Origin of the sequence: Nocardioides sp. URHA0032, assembly GCF_000620645.1 — a bacterium.
Taxonomy (GTDB): Bacteria; Actinomycetota; Actinomycetes; order Propionibacteriales; family Nocardioidaceae; genus Nocardioides.
The window spans coordinates 418,875-438,725 of record NZ_KK211160.1; the positions used below are offsets into that span (position 1 = coordinate 418,875).

22 protein-coding genes are annotated in these 19,851 nt (G+C 72.8%); 14 read left to right on the plus strand and 8 right to left on the minus strand.

Annotated features, from left to right (window positions below; all coding sequences use genetic code 11):
* Window positions 1-31: 31 nt before the first annotated feature.
* Window positions 32-967: a proline dehydrogenase family protein gene (locus tag N538_RS0120175; RefSeq protein ID WP_028638800.1), complete on the plus strand. Its 936-nt coding sequence runs from the start codon at window positions 32-34 to the stop codon at window positions 965-967.
* Window positions 968-974: 7 nt separating this feature from the next.
* Window positions 975-1,778, plus strand: a complete 804-nt coding sequence (gene proC, locus N538_RS0120180; protein ID WP_028638801.1) for a pyrroline-5-carboxylate reductase — start codon at window positions 975-977, stop codon at window positions 1,776-1,778.
* 299 nt (window positions 1,779-2,077) lie between these two features.
* Here proC and N538_RS0120190 read toward each other — a convergent pair whose 3' ends face one another.
* The 5 genes from N538_RS0120190 to trpS all read right to left on the minus strand — a co-directional run bounded on the left by N538_RS0120190 (window position 2,078) and on the right by trpS (window position 4,987).
* A complete protein-coding gene (locus N538_RS0120190) occupies window positions 2,078-2,479 on the minus strand; it encodes a hypothetical protein (protein ID WP_028638802.1) in 402 nt (133 codons plus the stop codon).
* The gene (locus tag N538_RS0120195; RefSeq protein ID WP_028638803.1) at window positions 2,476-3,150 is read right to left on the minus strand and encodes a TetR family transcriptional regulator; all 675 of its coding nucleotides are present in this window, start codon (window positions 3,148-3,150) and stop codon (window positions 2,476-2,478) included. Before N538_RS0120195 ends, N538_RS0120190 begins: the two co-directional genes overlap by 4 nt.
* Window positions 3,116-3,544, minus strand: a complete 429-nt coding sequence (locus N538_RS0120200; RefSeq protein WP_028638804.1) for a hypothetical protein — start codon at window positions 3,542-3,544, stop codon at window positions 3,116-3,118. Before N538_RS0120200 ends, N538_RS0120195 begins: the two co-directional genes overlap by 35 nt.
* Window positions 3,541-3,957 carry a hypothetical protein gene (locus tag N538_RS0120205; RefSeq protein ID WP_028638805.1) on the minus strand — a complete coding sequence of 139 codons (417 nt, stop codon included), beginning with the start codon at window positions 3,955-3,957 and terminating at the stop codon, window positions 3,541-3,543. Before N538_RS0120205 ends, N538_RS0120200 begins: the two co-directional genes overlap by 4 nt.
* A gap of 76 nt (window positions 3,958-4,033) precedes the next feature.
* A complete protein-coding gene (trpS, locus tag N538_RS0120210; protein WP_028638806.1) occupies window positions 4,034-4,987 on the minus strand; it encodes a tryptophan--tRNA ligase in 954 nt (317 codons plus the stop codon).
* Between the two features lie 168 nt (window positions 4,988-5,155).
* Between trpS and N538_RS0120215 the strand changes: the two genes are divergently transcribed.
* From N538_RS0120215 to N538_RS0120235, 5 genes are all read left to right on the plus strand, one after another.
* On the plus strand, window positions 5,156-6,349 hold the full coding sequence (locus N538_RS0120215; protein WP_231496281.1) for an acetoin utilization protein AcuC: 1,194 nt from the start codon (window positions 5,156-5,158) through the stop codon (window positions 6,347-6,349).
* A gap of 163 nt (window positions 6,350-6,512) precedes the next feature.
* Window positions 6,513-6,716 carry a helix-turn-helix domain-containing protein gene (locus tag N538_RS0120220; protein WP_028638808.1) on the plus strand — a complete coding sequence of 68 codons (204 nt, stop codon included), beginning with the start codon at window positions 6,513-6,515 and terminating at the stop codon, window positions 6,714-6,716.
* A gap of 94 nt (window positions 6,717-6,810) precedes the next feature.
* A complete protein-coding gene (locus tag N538_RS28115; RefSeq protein WP_008356322.1) occupies window positions 6,811-6,912 on the plus strand; it encodes a 30S ribosomal protein bS22 in 102 nt (33 codons plus the stop codon).
* Window positions 6,913-6,927: 15 nt separating this feature from the next.
* The gene (locus N538_RS0120230) at window positions 6,928-7,965 is read left to right on the plus strand and encodes an NAD-dependent epimerase/dehydratase family protein (protein WP_028638809.1); all 1,038 of its coding nucleotides are present in this window, start codon (window positions 6,928-6,930) and stop codon (window positions 7,963-7,965) included.
* Window positions 7,958-9,115 carry a lysophospholipid acyltransferase family protein gene (locus N538_RS0120235; protein ID WP_028638810.1) on the plus strand — a complete coding sequence of 386 codons (1,158 nt, stop codon included), beginning with the start codon at window positions 7,958-7,960 and terminating at the stop codon, window positions 9,113-9,115. The genes N538_RS0120230 and N538_RS0120235 overlap by 8 nt, the downstream gene beginning before the upstream one ends.
* 16 nt (window positions 9,116-9,131) lie before the next feature.
* Here N538_RS0120235 and N538_RS0120240 read toward each other — a convergent pair whose 3' ends face one another.
* From N538_RS0120240 to N538_RS0120250, 3 genes are all read right to left on the minus strand, one after another.
* Window positions 9,132-10,277 (minus strand): DUF5667 domain-containing protein, encoded by a 1,146-nt coding sequence (locus tag N538_RS0120240; RefSeq protein ID WP_028638811.1) that lies wholly within the window; start codon window positions 10,275-10,277, stop codon window positions 9,132-9,134.
* Between the two features lie 79 nt (window positions 10,278-10,356).
* Window positions 10,357-11,121 (minus strand): sigma-70 family RNA polymerase sigma factor, encoded by a 765-nt coding sequence (locus tag N538_RS0120245; RefSeq protein WP_028638812.1) that lies wholly within the window; start codon window positions 11,119-11,121, stop codon window positions 10,357-10,359.
* A 100-nt stretch (window positions 11,122-11,221) separates the two neighbouring features.
* On the minus strand, window positions 11,222-12,100 hold the full coding sequence (locus N538_RS0120250) for an HAD family hydrolase (RefSeq protein ID WP_028638813.1): 879 nt from the start codon (window positions 12,098-12,100) through the stop codon (window positions 11,222-11,224).
* Between the two features lie 56 nt (window positions 12,101-12,156).
* On the opposite strand from N538_RS0120250, the gene N538_RS0120260 reads away from it, so the two are divergent.
* The 7 genes from N538_RS0120260 (at window position 12,157) to hemB (ending at window position 19,638) form a co-directional block, all read left to right on the plus strand.
* Window positions 12,157-13,686 carry a class I adenylate-forming enzyme family protein gene (locus N538_RS0120260; RefSeq protein WP_036571394.1) on the plus strand — a complete coding sequence of 510 codons (1,530 nt, stop codon included), beginning with the start codon at window positions 12,157-12,159 and terminating at the stop codon, window positions 13,684-13,686.
* 4 nt (window positions 13,687-13,690) lie between these two features.
* Window positions 13,691-13,930: a glutaredoxin family protein gene (locus tag N538_RS0120265; RefSeq protein ID WP_028638815.1), complete on the plus strand. Its 240-nt coding sequence runs from the start codon at window positions 13,691-13,693 to the stop codon at window positions 13,928-13,930.
* 174 nt (window positions 13,931-14,104) lie between these two features.
* On the plus strand, window positions 14,105-14,788 hold the full coding sequence (locus tag N538_RS0120270; RefSeq protein ID WP_036571395.1) for a redox-sensing transcriptional repressor Rex: 684 nt from the start codon (window positions 14,105-14,107) through the stop codon (window positions 14,786-14,788).
* Entirely contained in the window at window positions 14,785-16,077 is a 1,293-nt protein-coding gene (locus N538_RS0120275) for a glutamyl-tRNA reductase (RefSeq protein ID WP_028638817.1), read from the plus strand. Before N538_RS0120270 ends, N538_RS0120275 begins: the two co-directional genes overlap by 4 nt.
* Window positions 16,074-17,027, plus strand: a complete 954-nt coding sequence (gene hemC / locus N538_RS0120280; protein ID WP_028638818.1) for a hydroxymethylbilane synthase — start codon at window positions 16,074-16,076, stop codon at window positions 17,025-17,027. Before N538_RS0120275 ends, hemC begins: the two co-directional genes overlap by 4 nt.
* Entirely contained in the window at window positions 17,024-18,658 is a 1,635-nt protein-coding gene (locus N538_RS0120285; RefSeq protein ID WP_028638819.1) for a uroporphyrinogen-III synthase, read from the plus strand. Before hemC ends, N538_RS0120285 begins: the two co-directional genes overlap by 4 nt.
* The gene (gene hemB / locus N538_RS0120290) at window positions 18,655-19,638 is read left to right on the plus strand and encodes a porphobilinogen synthase (RefSeq protein ID WP_028638820.1); all 984 of its coding nucleotides are present in this window, start codon (window positions 18,655-18,657) and stop codon (window positions 19,636-19,638) included. Before N538_RS0120285 ends, hemB begins: the two co-directional genes overlap by 4 nt.
* Window positions 19,639-19,851: the final 213 nt, after the last annotated feature.

Below are 19,851 nucleotides of genomic sequence, written 5' to 3' on the forward strand. Positions count from 1 at the left end.
GTTCGGACCCTCCCGTCGTAGCCTGAGGGACATGTCGCTCCTCCGTCAGCCGCTCCTCCTCCTGGCCCGCAGCGCCGCGGTCAAGAAGGCGGTCAGCACCATGCCGGTCTCGGCCGGGATCGTCCGCAGCTACGTCCCCGGCGAGACCACCGCCACCGCCGTCGACGCCACCGCCGACCTGGTCGACGACGGGCTCCGGGTCACCCTGGACTTCCTCGGTGAGGACACCCTGGACGCCGAGCAGGCGGAGGCCACGGTGGCGGCGTACGTCGACCTCCTCGAGCAGCTCGCCGTCCGCGGGCTGACCCGGAGCGCCGAGGTGTCGGTCAAGCTCAGCGCCGTCGGGCAGGCCCTTCCGGACAACGGTCACAAGATCGCGCTCGAGAACGCCCGCACCATCTGTCGCGCAGCCCGCAACGCCGGCACGACGGTGACGCTGGACATGGAGGACCACACCACCACCGACTCGACACTGGCGATCCTGCACGAGCTGCGCAAGGACTTCCCCGAGACCGGCGCGGTGCTGCAGGCGGCGCTGCGGAGGACCGAGGCCGACTGCCGCGCGCTGGCCCACGAGGGCTCACGGGTCCGGCTGTGCAAGGGTGCGTACCTCGAGCCCGAGCACGCCGCGTTCGTCGACAAGCTCGAGATCGACCGGTCCTACGTGCGCTGCCTCAAGGTGCTGCTCGCCGGCGAGGGCTACCCGATGATCGCCACCCACGACCCGCGGATGGTCCGGATCGCCTCGTCGCTGGCCAGCCGCTACGGCCGCACCCCGGGGACCTACGAGTTCCAGATGCTCTACGGCATCCGCCCCGAGGAGCAGCGGCGCCTGGCGAAGGACGGCGAGACCGTCCGGGTCTACGTCCCCTACGGCCTCGAGTGGTACGGCTACCTGATGAGAAGGCTCGCCGAGCGCCCGCAGAACCTGACATTCTTCCTGAGGTCCCTGATCTCCAAGAAGTAGGTACGACATGGCGCAGACCGCGATCCTCGGAGCCGGCGTGATGGGGGAGACCCTGCTGTCCGGCCTGGTCCGCGCCGGCCGCCGCGTCGACCACCTCCTGGTCGGCGAGAAGCGGGCCGACCGGGCCCGCGAGCTCGAGGAGCGGTACGGCGTCGCAGTGGTCGGCAACGCCGAGGCGGCCCGCAAGGCGGACACCCTCGCGCTCGTGGTCAAGCCGCAGGACATGGCGGACCTGCTCGACGAGATCGCCGGCGAGCTGCGCCCCGGCCAGCTCGTCGTCTCGCTCGCCGCCGGGATCACGACGGCGTTCATCGAGTCCCGGGTGCCCGAGGGCGTCGCGGTCGTCCGGGTCATGCCGAACACGCCGGCCCTGGTCGACGAGGGCATGGCCGCGGTCTCGCCCGGCTCGCACTGCTCCGAGGAGCACCTCGCCGAGGCCGAGTCGCTGATGGCCTCGGTCGGGCGGGTCGTCCGGATCCCCGAGCGCCAGCAGGACGCGGTCACCGCGATCTCCGGCTCCGGCCCGGCCTACATCTTCTTCGTCGTGGAGTCGATGATCGAGGCCGGTGTCCACCTCGGCCTGCCGCGCGCGACCGCGACCGAGCTCGTCGTCCAGACCGTGGTCGGCTCGGCGAAGATGCTCCGCGAGACCGGCACCCACCCCGTCGTGCTGCGCGAGCAGGTCACCTCGCCCGGCGGGACCACGGCCGCCGCGCTGCGCGAGCTCGAGGTGCACAAGGTCCGCGCGGCGTTCCTCGCCGCCATGGAGGCCGCCCGCGACCGCTCGCGGTCGCTCGCCGACGGCAGCTGACGGCGACACGCCGGCCGGTTTCTCCGGCTGACCGGAGAAACCCGACCGACACGCCGCGCTGCCCCGGCGTGTCCGTCGGGTTTCACCCGACAAGGTCGGCCAGCGCGTGGTCTGTCGGGCATCGCGCGGGCGCGTGCCCGCAGCGCGGCGACACGCCGGCCGGTTTCTCCGGCTGACCGGAGAAACCCGACCGACACGCCGCGCTGCCCCGGCGTGTCCGTCGGGTTTCACCCGACAAGGTCGACCAGGGCGTCGGGTGTCCGGCATCGCGAGGCGTGTCCCCGCGGCGCGGCGGCTGGCTACGGCCGGCCGCCGGCCGACGGCCGTGAGCGGGCACGCCGAGACCGGGTGAGCAGCCAGTGGGCGAGGAGCACGTTCGTGATCGCCGCGGCGGTCAGCATGAACACCCCGATGGCGTCGGTGGTGAGCTGGAACCACGAGGCGAGGTCCCCGGTGGACGACGACTCACAGGCCCCGCCCGCATTGCACGACCCGCTCCCGCTGCTCGCGTCGGGGTTCGCGCCGGGCACCAGTGCCAGGAGGCCGTACGCCGCGTAGAAGGCGACCAGGCCCGCGAGGCCGGAGGGGAGCGCGAGTGCTGTCGCGGACAGGATCGCCACCGTGGAGTCGCCGGCGAAACCGGCACCCGCGAGCCCGGCCACCGTCCCGACGTACGCCATCGCGACGAGGCGGCCGATCATGACCGCAGGTCCCTGACCAGCCCGAGGACGTCGTCGACGAGCCCGCGAGCGACGGGCAGCCGGGCGAGCTTCACGAGCCGGTCCACGATAGGCACCAGGCCGGCGACCAGCCGCCGGCTGCGCTCCTGGCGCGGGCTGTCGTCGTACACCCAGAACAGCACCACGCCCATCTGCAGCAGCCACAGGAGCTCAGGCAGCTCGGCGCGGAGGTCCGCGGACGCCTTGACGTTCGAGCCGGTCACCAGCGTGCGGAAGACCCCGATGGAGGCGTCCCGGGCCGGGGCGGACTCGGGGCTGAACGGCGACAGCGGGCTGTGCGGGTCCGCGGCGTTGCGGAAGAACTCACCGGCGAACTCGTGGTGCGGCTCGGCGACGTACAGCCACGCGTCCAGCACGCCGCGCAGCCGCTGGTCGAACCGGCTGTCCCGCCCGAGGACCCGCTCCGCCGCCGCCTCGTGCTCGACCTGGAGCTGGTCGTAGAACGCCTGGATCAGGTGCTCCTTGGAGCCGAAGTAGTAATAGGCGTTCCCGAGGGAGACCCCGGCCTCGGTCGCGATCGCGCGCATCGTCGTCCGCCCGTAGCCGTCGCGGCTGAACAGCCGCATCGCAGCGTCCACGATGGTCTGCCTGGTCTGCTCAGCCTTGGGGGAGCGGGCGGCAGGGTCCGGCACAGTCATCAGCGTAGTCACCCCCCGACGCGCCCCTGGAGCCCAACAGGTGACGGAGCCCGGCGGCGCCGTACGCCGCGGCGCGGGCCGTCGGCAGCAGCCGCGGGCTGGACAGCCGCTCGGCCAGCCCGCGGTAGGACCGGGTCGCCCACAGGCACATCACCCACGCCCGGTCGTGGACCCACATCGCACCGTCCCCGCCGATCACGGTGACCTCCTCGAGGGTGCGCGCGTGGTCGAGGTCCGGGAACCGGCGCTGCGCCTCGAGCGAGCCGGCCGCGACCACGTCGAGCGGGACCAGCATCGGCTGCCGGGCCAGCCACCCCGCGAATCCCCGGCACAGCGGGCAGTCCGGGTCGGTGAGCACCGTCAGGCGCTCGACGGCCACCGCGGTCATGCGGGGTACGCCGGCTGCGTCGGCGGGAGGAAGCCCTGCGGCGGGAGCGGCGCGGTCCGGGTCCGCTCCAGCCGGCTCCGGCGGCGGATCGCGTTGAACGCGTAGACGTTGACGAAGTGCAGGACGCCGAGCGTCAGCGTGACGACCCCGACCTTCACGCTGAGGGTGTCGAACATGCCGCGCAGGTCGGCGACCGGCTCGCTGATCCGCAGGAAGAGCATCACGAAGCCGAGGTTCAGCAGGTAGAAGCCGACGACGAGCAGCCGGTTCACGGCGTGCGCGAGCCGCTCGTCCCCGGCGAACACGTCCTCCAGGAAGACCCGGCCGTTGCGCGACAGGGTGCTGGCGACCCAGATGGTGAGGGGGACGGTGATGAGCAGGTAGACGACGTAGGTGCCGACGGTCCAGGTCACGGTGCTCTCGCTTTCTTGAACGTGTTCAAAACTTCCGATGGAGCGACCGTACGCCCGTTTTTGAACATGTTCAAGATCAGAGTCCGAGTGCGGTCTGGGCCGCGGCGACCACCGGCGCCGTCACCTCCCGGCAGCGGGCCGCGCCGGCGGCGAACACCGACGCCACGTGGCTCGGGTCCGCGGCGAGCTCGGCGTACCGCTTCTGCACCGGCTCGAGCTCCGCGACCACCGCGTCGGTCACCGCCCGCTTGAGGGCGCCGTACGTCGTGATCCCGTCGGCCGAGCCCCCGCACGCGGCCAGGATGTCCAGCAGGTTGGTGACGCCGGGCTTGGTCTCCCGCTCGGCCCGGACCGCATCGGGCCCCGTATCGGAGTCGGTCACGGCCCGGGCGACCTTGCGGCGTACGACGTCGGGCGGGTCGAGCAGGCACACCGAACCGGCCGCGTCGGCGGACTTCGACATCTTGCGGGTCGGGTGCAGCAGGTCCATGACCCGGGCGGTGCCGTCCGTGGCGGTGACGACCTCGGGGATCGTGAACACCTCGCCGTACCGGCGGTTGAAGCGCAGTGCGAGGTCCCGGGTGAGCTCGACGTGCTGGTTCTGGTCGGCGCCCACGGGGACCTGGGCCGGCCGGTACAGGAGGATGTCGGCCGCCATCAGCGCCGGGTAGGTGAACAGCGAGACGCGCGTCGAGTCGACACCTCGGCCCTTCTCCTTGAACTGGATCATCCGGTTCAGCTCACCGGTCGTGGCGACGCACTCGAGCAGGTAGGCCAGCTGCGCGTGCGCGGGCACGTGGCTCTGCCGGAACAGCGTCGCCCGGTCCAGCCCGGTGGCGAGGAACAGCGCGGCCGTCTCGTCGGCGTACGCGCGCAGCAGCCGCGGATCGTGCTCGGTCGTCATCGCGTGCAGGTCGGAGACGCCGTAGAAGGCGTCCTCCTGGCGTCGCGACATGGGGCGGAGGGCCCCGAGGTAGCTGCCGAGCGTGAGCCGCCCGGACGGGGTGAGGAGGGAGAGGGTGCGGGTCATGGTGAGCTCCTGTGAGAGCCCACGGGTCGGCGCCGGACACGACAACGGCCGCCCGTGGGCGGCCGGTGGGTGACGTGGGTGCGCGTCGAGAGGTGGTCCGCCCTCAGGCGGGCCACCACAACATGGGACGCGTCAGCACGCCCCCAGAGTACCGGTACCGTCGCCGGCATGCCTCCGGCGTCGACGATGTGTCCCGGGCCCGCGGTGGTGGTCTTCGACCAGAGCCTCACCGAGTACGACTTCGGTGCCTCCCACCCGATGTCACCGGTGCGCGTGGACCTCACCATGCGGCTCGCCGAGAGCCTCGGCGTGGTCGGGGCGGCCGGTGCGCGGCTGGTGCGCGTCCCGGCGCCGGTCGCGACCGAGGACCAGATCGCGCGGGTGCACGACGCCGCGCTGATCGAGGCGGTGATGAAGGCCGAGTACGACGAGGCCCGCGGTCTCGGGACCGACGACAACCCGGTCTTCCCGGGGATGCACCGCGCGGCGGCGCACATCGTCGGCGCCAGCGTGGAGGCGTTCCGCCGGGTCTGGTCGCGCGAGTCCCTGCACGCGGTGAACATCGCCGGTGGCCTGCACCACGCGATGCGCGGCCGGGCCAGCGGGTTCTGCATCTACAACGACGTCGCCGTCGGCATCCAGCAGCTCCTCGACCAGGGCGCCGAACGGGTCGCGTACGTCGACGTCGACGTGCACCACGGCGACGGGGTGGAGCGGATCTTCTGGAACGACCCACGGGTCCTGACGATCTCGCTGCACGAGACCGGGCAGATCCTGTTCCCCGGCACCGGGTTCCCGAACGACCTGGGTGGGCCGGACGCCCTCGGGACGGCGGTGAACGTCGCGCTCCCGCCGGGCACCGGCGACGGCGGCTGGCTGCGCGCCTTCCACGCGGTCGTGCCGGACCTGCTCCGCGAGTTCCGTCCCGACGTGCTGGTCACCCAGCACGGCTGTGACTCCCACGTCGAGGACCCGCTCGCGCACCTGAGCCTGACCGTGGACGGCCAGCGCGCGGCGTACCTCGCCCTCCACGATCTCGCCCACGAGGTCTGCGAGGGGCGCTGGGTGGCGACGGGAGGGGGCGGCTACGCCCTGGTCGAGGTGGTGCCGCGCGCCTGGACCCACCTGCTCGCGATCGTGGGCGGCAGCCCGCTCGACCCGCTCACCGACACCCCCGACGTGTGGCGGGACCACGTGCGCACGGCCCTGGGCCGGGTCGCGCCGTACCGGATGACCGACGGGCGGACCCCGGCCTACCGGGACTGGCGTGAGGGGTACGACCCCGAGGCCTGGCTGGACCGGGCCATCCACGCGACCCGGATGGCGGCGTTCCCGCTGCACGGACTGGATCCGCTGCCCTAGACATCTGCAGGCCGGACGCAAGCGGACACGCCGCGTCCCGCGGGCTACTTTGGTGAACCCCTTCCCCACGAGTCACATCAGGCTCTATTCTCACGCTTGCGTGACGCGTGCACTCACCGGTGGGGAAGCCGGTGGCGCGTCAGACAGAAAGTATCGGTGCACGATGGCTACCAACTCCGGGGACATCTCCGACTCGAAGTTCCTCACCGTTGCCGAGGTGGCCGCGATGATGCGGGTCTCCAAGATGACCGTGTACCGCCTGGTCCACAACGGCGAGCTCCCGGCCGTGCGGGTCGGCCGGTCGTTCCGCGTCCTCGAGAAGGACGTCGACGAGTACCTGCGCAAGAGCTTCTACAGCGCCGGCTGACGGGCCGATTCTGCCGCGGGCGACCACGCCGGATAGGCTTGGCCGGTCCCGCGGGCCGACCGGGGACCGCAATAGTGCGTTGAAAGGTTTCCCTGTGGGTTCTGTCATCAAGAAGCGGCGCAAGCGCATGGCCAAGAAGAAGCATCGCAAGCTGCTGAAGAAGACGCGCGTCCAGCGTCGCAAGCTCGGCAAGTAGGCACGCGCACGCCGCATGGGCAGCGCCGGCAGGGTCGTCCTGGTCACCGGGGTCTCGCGCGACCTCGGCCGCCGATTCGCGCGTGCGGTGGCTGCCGAGCCCGGCGTCGCCCGGGTGATCGGCGTGGACGCGGTGCCGCCTCGCGGCGACATCGGTGACGTCTCCTTCGTGCGTGCGGACATCCGCAACCCGGTCATCGCCAAGGTGATCGTCAAGGAGGACGTCGACACCGTCGTCCACATGAGCGTCATCGCCACCCCCGGCTCCGCCGGCGGGCGGAACACGATGAAGGAGCTCAACGTCATCGGGACGATGCAGCTGCTGGCCGCCTGCCAGAAGGCGCCGGGGCTGCGCTCCCTGGTGGTCAAGTCGTCCACCACGATCTACGGCGCGAGCAGCCGCGACCCGGCCATGTTCACCGAGGCCATGGAGCCGCGCCGCGCGCCGCGGGCCGGGTACGCCAAGGACCTCGCCGAGGTCGAGGGGTACGTCCGTGGGTTCGCCCGCCGCCGCCCGGACGTCCGCGTGACGACGATCCGCGCCGCCAACGTCATCGGACCCCACGTCGTCAGCCCGCTGACGGCGTACCTCCGCCTGCCGGTCGTCCCGACCGTGCTCGGCTTCGACCCCCGCCTCCAGCTGCTGCACGAGCAGGACCTCGTCGACGTGCTCCGGCACGCGGCGACCACGGAGGCCGCCGGCACCTTCAACGTCGCGGGTGACGGTGTCCTCACGCTCTCGCAGGTCCTGCGCCGTCTGGGGCGGGCCTCGGTCGCGCTGCCGTCGTTCGCCGTCGGCGGGGTCGGCTCCGCGCTCCGCTCCGCCCGGGTCACCGACCTCTCGCCGGAGCTGCTCGCGCTGATCACCTACGGCCGCGGCGTCGACACGACCCGGATGCGGCGCGAGCTCGGCTTCGAGCCGGCGTTCTCCACCGCGGCCGCCGTCGCCGACTTCGCCGAGCCCCTCACGCCCACCGGCGGCCGGGCCGAGCGGGTGCTCGCCCGGGTCGCCGCCGGCCTGCCCGAGCCCGACGGAGGAGTCGTCCATGGGTGACGCCGAGATCATCCCGATCGGGACCCGCGGCCGACCCGGCCGCGGCACCGGCAGCACGCAGCCGTCCTCGGCCGCCCGCGGCCTGTCGGCCAAGCCGCCGGCCACCAAGGCCCCGGCGAAGAAGGCTGCGGTGAAGAAGGCCGCGGTGAAGAAGGCGGCGGCGAAGAAGGCTCCGCCGCCGAAGAGGACGGCCGCCCAGCCGGACCCGGTGGCCGAGCGCGCGCCCGTCACGGCCGTCGATCGCGTGCCCGCAGGTGGCATCCCCGTCTCGGACTGGCAGGCCGCCCTGCGCGGGGCGGCGACCGAGGTGTTCGGCGATCAGTGGGAGCCGCAGCTGGCCCGGTTCCTCGCGTTCCTGCGCCGCCGTCTGACCGGCGCCTTCGAGGTCGACGAGTACGGCTTCGACCCGGAGGTCACCGAGCGCTTCCTGATGGCGACGCTGCGGCCGATCGCGGAGAAGTGGTTCCGGGTCGAGGTCCGCGGGGTGGAGAACATCCCCACCGAGGGCGGGGCGCTGGTCGTCTCCAACCACTCCGGGACGATCCCGGTCGACGGGCTGATGACGATGGTCTCGATCCACGACGCCACCGGCCGGTTCCTGCGCCCGCTCGGCGCCGACCTGGTGTTCCGGCTGCCGTTCGTCAGCACCATGGCACGACGCAGCGGCGCGACGCTGGCCTGCAACGAGGACGCCGAGCGGATGCTGCGCGGCGGCGAGCTGGTCGGCGTGTGGCCGGAGGGGTTCAAGGGCATCGGCAAGCCGTACTCCCAGCGCTACAAGCTCCAGCGCTTCGGCCGGGGCGGCTTCGTGTCGGCCGCCCTCCGCGCCGGCGTGCCGATCGTGCCGCTCTCCGTGGTGGGCGCCGAGGAGATCTACCCACTGGTCGGGAACGTCCCGTCGCTGGCCCGCCTCCTCGGGCTGCCGTACATCCCGATCACGCCGTTCTTCCCGCTGCTCGGCCCGCTGGGCCTGGTGCCGCTGCCGTCCAAGTGGCTGCTGGAGTTCGGCGAGCCGATCCGCACCGACGAGTTCGACCAGGGCGCGGCCGACGACCCGATGCTGGTCTTCAACGTGACCGACCAGGTGCGGGAGACGATCCAGCAGACGTTGTACTCCCTCCTGATGCAGCGGGAGTCCGTGTTCCGCTGACCGGTGCCCGGACGGGCTACGGCGAGGGGGTCTGCCCGGTCAGCCCGCCGACGGCACCCTCGAGGATGCCGGTGACGCCGTCCACGACGTCGTCCACCGACGGCAGCGACGAGCCGCCGCTCGACGGGGTGCCGTGCGAGTTGCCGCCGGCGCTGAGGCTGTCGGTGATCGCCTGGATCGGGTCCGAGCCGGAGCCGTCGCCCGAGCCCTGACCGGGGTCGGAGACGCTGCCGGGCCCGAGGTCGCCGGGTTGGACGTGGGGCAGGTTCGGGCGGCCGCCGTCGCCGTGCCGGTGCTGCTTGCCGCCGGTGCCGGAGCCCGGCGCGCCGGTGTCGCGCGGCGCGAGGGGCACGAAGACGTTCTCCTGTGCCGCGGTGAGGAGCGGCGGGATCGACGCGATCGGCGTACCCCCGCAGTCCGGGCAGCGCTGGCCCGCTTCCGAGTCGATGGCCTCCATGGCCCGGGCCGCGCGGATCAGCTCGTCGCGGGCGTCGGCCGGGATGAGCGGCTCGAGCGCCTCGAGCTGGTCGAGGCTGGAGGAGGCGAAGTCGCGCAGCTGCGCGATCGAGGCCGCGTCGCCGGTGTGCGCGTAGTCGGCGAGCAGCAGGTCGGAGGCCTGCGTCGCCTGGTCGGTGAAGGTGTTGAGCGTGTCGGCGATGCGCAGGTCGTCGCCGAGGTTGTCCTGGTGCGTCAGCGCGTCGACCTCCGTGAGGCGGTCGGAGGCGTTCCCGAGCATCGTGGCGCCCTTGCCGCCCTCGCCGACGGACAGGCCGGTGTGGGCACTCTCGATGACGCGCTTGATCGGGTAGAGGGAGTCGCCGGGCAGCGCGCCCTGCGACGCGACCGCGACCCCGGTGGTGACACCGACGACCGCGATGCCGCCGATCACGGCGGCGAGCCGCCGCTCGCGCGTCGGGCGGCGGTCGGGGAGCCGGAGCCTGGAGGTGTCCGCGGGGACGAGGGCCGTGGCGGCCTCCGCCATCAGCTGCATCCGCAGGTCGGCGACGAACTCGGGCCGCGCGGTCACCTGGGGGACGGTCCGGAGGGCGCCGACCAGCTCGAGGAGATCGGCGTCCCGGGTCGCCGGTTCACCAGCCGAGGGGGCCTCGACCAGGTCCTGGAACGCGTCGGCGCGACGTTGCGCCGTGAAGCCCCATGTCATGTCGAACCCAACGACGCGCGGGGCGGCGAGGTTACGCGGCGGGGATCCGCTACGTAAACGATTTCGTGGAGCCGCGTCATCAGTCCCGGATCCCTTCCGGCATCAGCTTCGCGAGGTTGCGCACCCCGCGCAGCTGGAGCTGCTTGACGGCGCCGTCGGAGCGGCCGAGGACCTCGGCCGTCTCGGCGATGCTCATGCCCTGGAGGAACCTCATCACCAGGCAGTCGCGCTGCTCGGGCGGCAGCTCGGTGAGGGCCTTGAGGAGGATCTCGTTGGTGAGACCGGCGAGCACCGACGACTCGGGCCCCTCGGTGGCGTCGTCGTGCAGCGCCATGTCCTCGGTCGTCAGCTCGAGGCGGGTCCGGCCGGCCTTGAAGTGGTCGGTGGCGAGGTTCCTGGCGATCGTCATCAGCCAGGCCCCGAAGTCCTTGCCCTGCCACCGGAAGTTGTTCATGCTCCGCAGCGCGCGGAAGAACGTCTCCGAGGTGAGGTCCTCGGCCAGCGTGCTGGAGCGGGTCCGGTAGAAGAGGAACCGGTAGACGGAGGCCTGGTAGTGGTCGTAGAGCATGCCGAACGCGTCTGCGTCGCCCTTGCGGGCCAGCTCGACCAGCGCGATCAGCCGGGTCCGCTCGGCGGCGTCCTCCTCCGAGGAGGCGGCCAGGTCGGCGTCGTCGTACCCACCGCCGCCACCGGTGCCGGCCCCGGCGCGGTCGCTCGCGATCGCCTCGGTGAGGAGCATCCCGGGCGCGCCGACCAGCGCGGGGCGCCCGCTCAGCAGCGCCTGGGCGACGAGCCGGCGCAGGGCGTCCAGCCCGTGCACGACGTCGCTGTCCTCCGACGACATGGATCGATCCTCCCAGAAAGCTTCCCCCGAAGCCTTCCCCATCGTAAACGCGAGTTACGGTTCTGGGAACCGTCTCGCGTGCCGGGATGGTTACGGACGATCAGTGACGCTTGCTCCTGAGTGCGACGCCCGCCGCGACCGCACCGGAGACCGCGCCGGCGACGGCTCCGACGACGAGTCCACCGCGCACCGCCTTGCGCCCGGTCCGGTAGTCGTGGATCCGCCAGCCCTGCTCGCGGGCGTGCGCGCGCAGCCTGGCGTCCGGGTTGATCGCGCAGGGATCGCCGACCAGGGACAGCATCGGCAGGTCGTTGGCCGAGTCGGAGTACGCCGAGCAGCGGCGCAGGTCGAGTCCCTCGCGCTCGGCCAGCGCGCGCACCGCCTCGGCCTTGGCCGGGCCGTGCAGCAGGTCCCCGACCAGCCGGCCCGTGTAGACGCCGTCCTGGTGCTCGGCGACCGTGCCCATCGCCCCGGTGAGCCCGAGCCGGCGCGCGATGATCTGGGCGATCTCGATCGGCGCCGCGGTGACCAGCCAGACCCGCTGGCCCTCGTCGAGGTGCATCTGCGCGAGGGCGCGGGTGCCCGGCCAGATCCGGTCGGCCATCGCCTCCTCGAAGATCTCCTCACCCAGCTCCTGGAGCTCGGTGACGGTGTGCCCGGCGATGAATCCGAGCGCGGAGGCGCGGGCGTCGGCGACGTGCTCGGGGTCCTCGACCCCGACGACGCGGAAGTAGGCCTGCTTCCAGGCCGCGCCGAGGATCTCGCGGGTCGTGAAGAACTTCCGCCGGTGCAGGCCGCGGGCGAGGTGGAAGATGCTGGCGCCCTGCATCACGGTGTTGTCGACGTCGAAGAACGCGGCCGCATCGGGATCGGTCGGCGGCGTGAGCGCGGACTCGACCTCCGCGGCGGCCGCGGCGGCCTCGCCCGCGAGCACGGAGCGGAGCTGGAGGTTGCGTGGCCTCGCGCGCTTCTCGGACACAGTCGGAGCCTAGTGCTCGGCGGCGGTGGGCACGGACGCTGTGGAAGGATCGGCCCATGTCCGGAGTGCGCGACGTCGCGGAGCTGGTCGCCACCGCTGCCGCCGAGCAGCCCGACCACCTCGCGGTGGTGGAGTCCGGCGGCCGGTCGCTGACCTGGGGCGGCCTCGAGGACGAGGTCGGGCGGATCGCCACCGGCCTCGGCGCCGCTGGGGTCGTAGGCGGGCAACGGGTGATGATCGCCTCCGGCAACCGCCTCGAGTTCGTCGCGACCTACCTCGGCGTGCTGCGGGCGCAGGCGGTCGCGGTGCCGGTCAACCCCGGGTCCACGGTCGGCGAGCTGGCGCGGATGCTCGAGGACTCGGGCTCGCGCGTGGTGGTCGCCGACGAGGCCTCCGCCGGCGCCGTGCGCGAGGCCGTCGCGACGCTCGAGCCGGCGCCCCGCGTGGTGGTCATGGGCGAGCCGTCGTACGACGAGCTGCGGGCCGCCCCGGCGCGCCCCGTGCCGCCGCTCCAGGACCCCGAGAAGCTCGCCGCCCTCCTGTACACCAGCGGTACCTCGGGTCGCCCGCGCGCCGCGATGCTCACCCACCGGGCGCTGCTCGCGAACCTCCAGCAGGTCGCCGAGGTCGACCCGCCGATGATGCACGGCGACGACGTGGTGCTCGGGGTGCTCCCGCTGTTCCATGTCTACGGCCTGAACGCCGTGCTCGGCGGCGTGCTGTGCCACCGGGCGAAGCTGGTGCTCGTGGAGCGCTTCGACCCGCACGAGACGCTCGGCCTCATCGACGACGAGGCGTGCAGCGTCGTACCCCTCGCCCCGCCGGTGTTCGCGTACTGGGAGGACGAGCCCGACCTGGCCGAGCACCTCGGACCGGTGCGGCTGATCCTGTCGGGCTCGGCTCCGCTGGCGGCCGAGGTCGTCGAGCGGTTCACCGCGCGCACCAGGATCCCGGTCCACCAGGGCTACGGGCTCACCGAGGCCGCGCCGGTCGTCACCAGCACGCTGTGCAGCGCCCGGCCCAAGGTCGGCTCGGTCGGGGCGGCGCTGCCGGGGGTGGAGCTGCGCCTGGTCGACGAGACCGGCCGGCCGCCCGAGGGCGAGGACCCCGGCGAGATCCAGGTCCGCGGCGCGAACCTGTTCAGCGGCTACTGGCCCGACGGCGACTCCGGCCCGGACGACCAGGGCTGGTGGTCGACCGGCGATGTCGGCTTCCTCGACGAGGACGGCGACCTGTTCCTGGTCGACCGGCTCAAGGAGCTGGTGATCGTCAGCGGCTTCAACGTCTACCCGACCGAGGTCGAGGACGTGGTCGAGGAGGTCCCCGGAGTGCTCGACGTCGCGGTGATCGGCGTCGACGACCCGCACACCGGCGAGGCCGTGGTCGCCTACGTCCGCGCGCCCGCCAGCGACCCCGACGCGATCGTCGCGGCGGTGCGGGAGCACTGCGCGGTCCGGCTGGCCCGGTTCAAGCGGCCCTCCCGGATCGAGGTCGTCGACGAGCTGCCGAAGACCGTCACCGGGAAGGTGCAGAAGGGCCGGCTGCGCGGGATCGAGCGACGGCGCAGCGTCGGGCTCCTCGAGTGACCCGATGACCGCGCGCGTCACGCTGTACTCACGCCCGGGCTGCCACCTCTGCGACGACGCCCGGGAGGTGGTCGCGCGGGTCTGCGCCGAGCTCGGCGAGGAGTACGACGAGGTGTCGATCGACGACGACCCGGACCTGGCCGAGAGGTACGGCGAGGAGATCCCGGTGACGTTCGTGGACGGCCGCCAGCACGACTTCTGGCGGGTCGACGAGCAGCGGCTCCGAACGGCTCTGCGCGCCTAGTCCGACCCCGCGGGAGTGGCTCATGTCACATGTGCTAAGCCCAACGCCCGCAGGGTGCCGTCCCGGTTTGTTCTCCCGTTCACAAACTCCTACAGTGAAGGCGCCGCCGGGTGCGCAGCGGGCCTCGAAATGAGCGTCGTTCGCCATGCCCGACGACGGCCCAGTCACCTGGTGATGGAAAGAGCTGCAGTGACCGCACGGACCTCCCCCGAGAGTGCCCGGGACATCCCCGAGGCGACGGTCGCGCGACTGCCCGTCTACCTCCGGGCCCTCACCACGCTCTCCGAGCAGGGCACCGGCACCTGCTCGAGCGAGGAGCTCGCGGGCGCGGCCGGGGTGAACAGCGCGAAGCTGCGCAAGGACCTCTCCTACCTCGGCAGCTACGGCACGCGCGGGGTCGGGTACGACGTCGACTACCTGCGCTACCAGATCGCCCGTGAGATCGGGGTCACCCAGGACTGGCCGGTCGTCATCGTCGGCATCGGCAACCTCGGCCAGGCGCTCGCGAACTACTCCGGCTTCCGCAGCCGCGGCTTCCGCGTGGTGGCGCTGCTCGACGCCGACCCGGCCCGCCGCGACGAGGTCGTCGCCGGGATCGAGGTTCGCCCCTTCGACGACCTGGAGGGGATCGTCCGCGAGCACTCCGTCGCGATCGGCGTGATCGCCACGCCGGCGCTGTCGGCGCAGGACGTCGCCGACCGGATGGTCGCCTGCGGCATCACCAGCATCCTGAACTTCGCGCCGTTCCCGCTGAACGTGCCCGACCAGGTCGACGTGCGCAAGGTCGACCTCTCGATCGAGCTGCAGATCCTGGCCTACCGCGAGCAGCGCAAGACCGGTCAGGGGGCGCCCGCGTGAGCGTTCTCGTGGTGGGGATGTCCCACAAGTCCGCGCCCGTCTCGCTGCTGGAGCGGGTCGCGCTCGACGGTGACGGTGTGCACAAGCTCATCGACGACGTCGCCGCCTGCGAGCACGTCACCGAGGCGACCGTCATCGCGACCTGCAACCGGCTCGAGATCTACGCCGAGGTGGACCGCTTCCACGGCTCCGTCGAGGAGGTGTCCCGGCTGCTCGTCGAGCGCGCCGGCGAGTCCACCGAGGCGATGCTGCCGCACCTCTACGTGCACTACGACGACGGCGCGGTCTCGCACCTGTTCCAGGTCGTCGCCGGCCTCGAGTCGATGGCCGTCGGCGAAGGGCAGATCCTCGGCCAGACCCGCGACGCGCTGAGCTCGGGCCAGGAGATCGGCACCGTCGGCCCGGCCCTGAACCTGCTGTTCCAGCAGGCGCTCCGGGTCGGCAAGCGGGCCCGCGCCGAGACCGACATCGACCGCGCCGCACCCTCGCTGGTGAGCGCCGCCCTGGACCGCACCCACGCCGCCGTCGGTGACCTCTCCGGCAAGCGGGTGCTGGTGCTCGGTGCCGGTGCGATGGCGGGACTCGCGACCGCCACCGTCGCCCGCCGCGGCGCGGGCAGCGTCACCGTCGCCAACCGCACCACCGGCAACGCCGACCGGCTCGCGGCCGAGTACGGCGCCCGCGCGGCCGCCCTCGCCGACCTCGAGGCCGAGCTCGCGCTCGCCGACGTCCTGGTCTCCTGCACCGGCTCCACCGGACTCGTCGTCAGCCGCGAGGTCGTCGCCGCGGCGACCGCCGGTGGCCGCGAGCTCGCGATCATCGACCTGGCGCTCCCGCACGACGTCGACCCGACGGTCGCCGAGCTGCCCGGCGTCACGCTGATCAACCTGGCCGAGCTCGCGGAGGAGCTGCGCGACTCCGACGCCGGCCGCGAGGTCCTCGAGGTGCGCCGGATCGTCGCCCAGGAGGTCTCCGCGTTCCTCGGCGCCCGCCGCCAGGCGAGCGTCACGCCGACCGTCGTCGCGCTCCGCTCGATGGCGACCTCGGTCGTCGACGCCGAGATGGAGCGGCTCGCCGGCCGGCTCCCCGACCTCGACGACGCCACCCGCGCGGAGGTGCTGCACACCGTGCGCCGGGTCGCCGACAAGCTGCTCCACCAGCCGACGGTCCGGGTCAAGGAGCTCGCGAACGAGACCGGCGCCGTGTCGTACGCCGCCGCCCTGGCCGAGCTGTTCGCGCTCGACCCCGAGGCCGTGGACGCCGTGACCCGGGCGGAGGGTCTCTCATGACCCGGACGATCCGGATCGGCACCCGGGCCTCGGCCCTCGCGACGACCCAGTCCCGGCTGGTCGCCGACCAGCTGTCGCAGCGTCTCGGCCGCGAGGTCGAGCTCGTCGAGATCAGCACCGAGGGCGACCGCACCCAGGCCGCCGGCACCCCGCTCGCGGGCACGGCGTCGACGGGCGTGTTCGTCTCCGCGCTGCGCGACGCCCTCCTGGACGGCCGCGTGGACATCGCCGTGCACTCGCTCAAGGACCTGCCGACCTATGCCGCCGAGGGGATCGCGCTGGTCGCCGTACCCGCCCGTGAGGACCCGCGCGACGTCGTCGCGGCCCGCGACGGGCTGACGCTCGGCGAGCTGCCGGTCGGCAGCAGGGTCGGCACCGGCTCCCCGCGCCGGGTCGCGCAGCTGCACGCCCTCGGCCTCGGTTTGGACGTGGTCGGCGTTCGTGGGAACGTCGACACCCGGATCGGCAAGGTCCGCTCCGGTGAGTACGACGCCGTCGTGCTCGCGCGAGCGGGTCTGGCCCGGCTCGGCCGCCTCGACGAGGCGACCGAGGTGCTCGACCCGTTGCAGATGCTGCCCGCTCCCGGGCAGGGGGCGCTGGCGGTCGAGTGCCGGGCGGACGACGAGCTGGGTGACCAGATCGCCGCCGTCCTCGACGATCCGCACGCCCGGGCGGCGGTCACGGCCGAGCGCGCGGTCCTCGCCACCCTCGAGGGCGGGTGCTCCGCGCCGATCGGGGCCCTGGCGGAGGTCGTCGAGGGCGACGACGGCGAAGAGCTCTGGGTGCGGGCGGTTGCGCTCTCACCCGACGGGGCGCTCTCGGTGCGGATGTCCGCGACGGGGAAGCCCAACGACGCACACGGCGTCGGAACCCGGTTGGCGGACGAGATGCTCGCCGACGGGGCAGCAGGACTGACATCACCCGCAGCAGACAAGAGGCAGGACGCATGACGCGAGGCAAGACCACCACCACCGGCACGGGGTCCACCCGCGGCTGGGTGTCGTTCGTCGGCAGCGGTCCGGGCGACCCGGGCCTGCTGACGGTGCGCGCCGTGGACCTGTTGCAGCAGGCCGACGTCGTGATCACCGAGGTGCCCGAGCACACCGAGCTGGTCCGGGTCCTGCGGGGCGCCACCGAGGACGGGCCGGAGCTCGTCGACGGCGGCTTCGGGGAGGACGGGCAGCCGCTCACCCACGCCGCTCGGGCGAAGGTCGTCGTGCGGCAGGCGAAGCGCGGGCTGCGCGTCGTCCGCCTGATGTCCGGCGACCCGTTCCTGTACGCGTCCGGCCCCGAGGAGGCGCAGGCCTGCGTGAAGGCGGGCATCGCGTTCGAGATCGTCCCCGGCGTCTCGTCGGTCACCGCGGTCCCGGCGTACGCCGGCGTCCCGCTGACCACGAAGGACCACCGCGAGGTCGCCGTCGTGACGTGCGGTGACAAGGTCGACTGGGCGCAGTACGCCGACAAGCGCACGCTCGTGCTGCTCTCGGCGGTCGGCCAGATCGGCGACATCGCCAGGGCGCTGGTCGCCGCCGGCCGCTCACCGCAGACGCCCGTGGCCATGACCCGCGTCGGCACCACCACCGAGCAGTCGACGGTCACCTCCACCCTGGAGCGGATCGCCGCGGACGCCCGGAACGCCCGGATGTCCCCGCCGGCGGTCACCGTCGTCGGTGACGTGGTCGACCTGCGCGAGTCCCTGTCCTGGTTCGAGACCAAGCCGCTGTTCGGCTGGCGCGTCCTGGTGCCCCGCACCAAGGAGCAGGCCGGATCGGTCTCGCAGCGGCTCCGCGGCTACGGCGCCGTGCCCGACGAGGTGCCGACCATCTCGGTCGAGCCGCCGCGCAACCCGCAGCAGATGGACAAGGCCGTGCGCGGCCTGGTCGAGGGCCGGTACGAGTGGATCGCGTTCACCTCGGTCAACGCGGTCCGCGCGGTCCGCGAGAAGTTCGAGGAGTACGGCCTCGACGCGCGCGCCTTCTCGGGCCTGAAGATCGCCGCGGTCGGCGACAAGACCGCGCAGGCGATCGCCGCATGGGGCCTGCGCGCCGACCTGGTGCCGTCCGGTGAGCAGTCCGCGGCCGGCCTCCTCGAGGACTGGCCCGAGTACGACGAGCTGCTCGACCCGATCAACCGGGTCTTCCTGCCGCGCGCCGACATCGCCACCGAGAACCTCGTCGCCGGCCTCATCGACCTCGGCTGGGAGTGCGACGACGTGACGGCGTACCGGACGGTCCGGGCCGCACCGCCGCCGGCGCCGACCCGCGACGCGATCAAGACCGGGAAGTTCGACGCGGTCGTGTTCACCTCGTCCTCCACGGTGCGCAACCTGGTCGGCATCGCCGGCAAGCCGCACCCGTCGACGGTGATCGCCGTGATCGGGCCCGCGACCGCGAAGACCGCCGAGGAGCACGGCCTGCGGGTCGACGTGCTGGCCGCCAGGCCGGACGTCGACGAGCTGGTCGACGCGCTCGCCGACTTCGGTGCCGCCCGCCGGATCGCGATGGTCGAGGCCGGCCAGCCGGTCACCCGCCCGTCCGACCGCAAGCCGTCGGCGCGCCGGAAGGCCAGCACCTCCCGATGAGCCACCTCGGTCCCGTCGTCCGGCCGCGGCGCCTGCGGACCACCGCGGCGCTGCGCCGGATGGTGGCCGAGACCTCCCTCGAGGCGCGGCAGCTGATCCTGCCCGTCTTCGTGCGCGAGGACATCTCCGAGCCGCAGCCGATCTCGTCGATGCCGGGCGTCGTGCAGCACACCCGCTCGTCCCTGCTCGCGGCGGTGTCGGAGGCGGCGTCGCTGGGGCTCGGCGGTGTGATGCTGTTCGGCATCCCGGCCTCGAAGGACGCGACCGGGTCGGGTGCGCTCGACCCGGCCGGGATCCTCAACGTCGCGATCGCTGACGTCGTCGCCGAGGTCGGCGACGCGATCACGGTGATGAGCGACCTGTGTCTCGACGAGTTCACCGACCACGGCCACTGCGGCGTCCTCACCCCCGACGGCCGGGTCGACAACGACCGCACCCTGGAGCTGTACGCCGAGATGGCGCTCGCCCATGCAGCCGCCGGCGTCGACATGGTCGGGCCGAGCGGGATGATGGACGGCCAGGTCGGCGCGATCCGCGAGGCCCTCGACGGTGCCGGGCACACGGACATCTCGATCCTGGCGTACTCCGCGAAGTACGCCTCCGCCTTCTTCGGCCCGTTCCGCGAGGCGGTCGGGTCCTCGCTCGAGGGCGACCGGCGGACCTACCAGCAGGACTCCGCGAACGCCGTGGAAGGCGTCCGGGAGGCGCTCCTCGACGTCGACGAGGGTGCGGACATCGTCATGGTGAAGCCCGCCCTCGCCTACCTCGACGTGATCCGCCGGGTGCGCGACGCGGTCGACGTCCCGGTCGCGGCGTACAACGTCTCCGGCGAGTACGCCATGCTCGAGGCGGCCGCGGCGAACGGGTGGATCGACCGCGAGCTGGCCATCCTCGAGACGCTGCTCTCGATCCGGCGGGCCGGCGCGGACGTCGTGCTCACCTACTGGGCCGCCGAGGCCGCCCGGTTGCTCGCGCGCTGACGCTCGTTGGTTCGTCGCGGCGGAGTGGGTTAGGCCGCGCTGCGGGCTTGTTTCGTTGGTCGAGTAGCCGTCGCGGGGAACGAGCGGCGGCGTATCGAGACCTCTCTTGCGGCATCAGCGGGTCTCGATACGCTCGCTGGCGCTCGCTACTCGACCACCGAGGGGTTGGCAGGGCCTCGTTGGCGCTCGCTACTCGACCACCGAGGGGTTGGC

What these genes read in the sequence shown, in the direction of transcription:
- N538_RS0120240 (WP_028638811.1), bottom strand. Translation starts at nt 10,277, where the DNA reads ATGACATGGGGCTTCACGGCGCAACGTCGCGCCGACGCGTTCCAGGAC.
- N538_RS0120220 (WP_028638808.1), top strand. Translation starts at nt 6,513, where the DNA reads ATGGCTACCAACTCCGGGGACATCTCCGACTCGAAGTTCCTCACCGTT.
- N538_RS0120245 (WP_028638812.1), bottom strand. Translation starts at nt 11,121, where the DNA reads ATGTCGTCGGAGGACAGCGACGTCGTGCACGGGCTGGACGCCCTGCGC.
- N538_RS0120215 (WP_231496281.1), top strand. Translation starts at nt 5,156, where the DNA reads ATGCCTCCGGCGTCGACGATGTGTCCCGGGCCCGCGGTGGTGGTCTTC.
- trpS (WP_028638806.1), bottom strand. Translation starts at nt 4,987, where the DNA reads ATGACCCGCACCCTCTCCCTCCTCACCCCGTCCGGGCGGCTCACGCTC.
- N538_RS0120285 (WP_028638819.1), top strand. Translation starts at nt 17,024, where the DNA reads ATGACGCGAGGCAAGACCACCACCACCGGCACGGGGTCCACCCGCGGC.
- hemB (WP_028638820.1), top strand. Translation starts at nt 18,655, where the DNA reads ATGAGCCACCTCGGTCCCGTCGTCCGGCCGCGGCGCCTGCGGACCACC.
- N538_RS0120270 (WP_036571395.1), top strand. Translation starts at nt 14,105, where the DNA reads ATGGAAAGAGCTGCAGTGACCGCACGGACCTCCCCCGAGAGTGCCCGG.
- N538_RS0120235 (WP_028638810.1), top strand. Translation starts at nt 7,958, where the DNA reads ATGGGTGACGCCGAGATCATCCCGATCGGGACCCGCGGCCGACCCGGC.
- N538_RS0120230 (WP_028638809.1), top strand. Translation starts at nt 6,928, where the DNA reads ATGGGCAGCGCCGGCAGGGTCGTCCTGGTCACCGGGGTCTCGCGCGAC.
- proC (WP_028638801.1), top strand. Translation starts at nt 975, where the DNA reads ATGGCGCAGACCGCGATCCTCGGAGCCGGCGTGATGGGGGAGACCCTG.
- N538_RS0120190 (WP_028638802.1), bottom strand. Translation starts at nt 2,479, where the DNA reads ATGATCGGCCGCCTCGTCGCGATGGCGTACGTCGGGACGGTGGCCGGG.
- hemC (WP_028638818.1), top strand. Translation starts at nt 16,074, where the DNA reads ATGACCCGGACGATCCGGATCGGCACCCGGGCCTCGGCCCTCGCGACG.
- N538_RS0120265 (WP_028638815.1), top strand. Translation starts at nt 13,691, where the DNA reads ATGACCGCGCGCGTCACGCTGTACTCACGCCCGGGCTGCCACCTCTGC.
- N538_RS0120260 (WP_036571394.1), top strand. Translation starts at nt 12,157, where the DNA reads ATGTCCGGAGTGCGCGACGTCGCGGAGCTGGTCGCCACCGCTGCCGCC.
- N538_RS0120175 (WP_028638800.1), top strand. Translation starts at nt 32, where the DNA reads ATGTCGCTCCTCCGTCAGCCGCTCCTCCTCCTGGCCCGCAGCGCCGCG.
- N538_RS0120200 (WP_028638804.1), bottom strand. Translation starts at nt 3,544, where the DNA reads ATGACCGCGGTGGCCGTCGAGCGCCTGACGGTGCTCACCGACCCGGAC.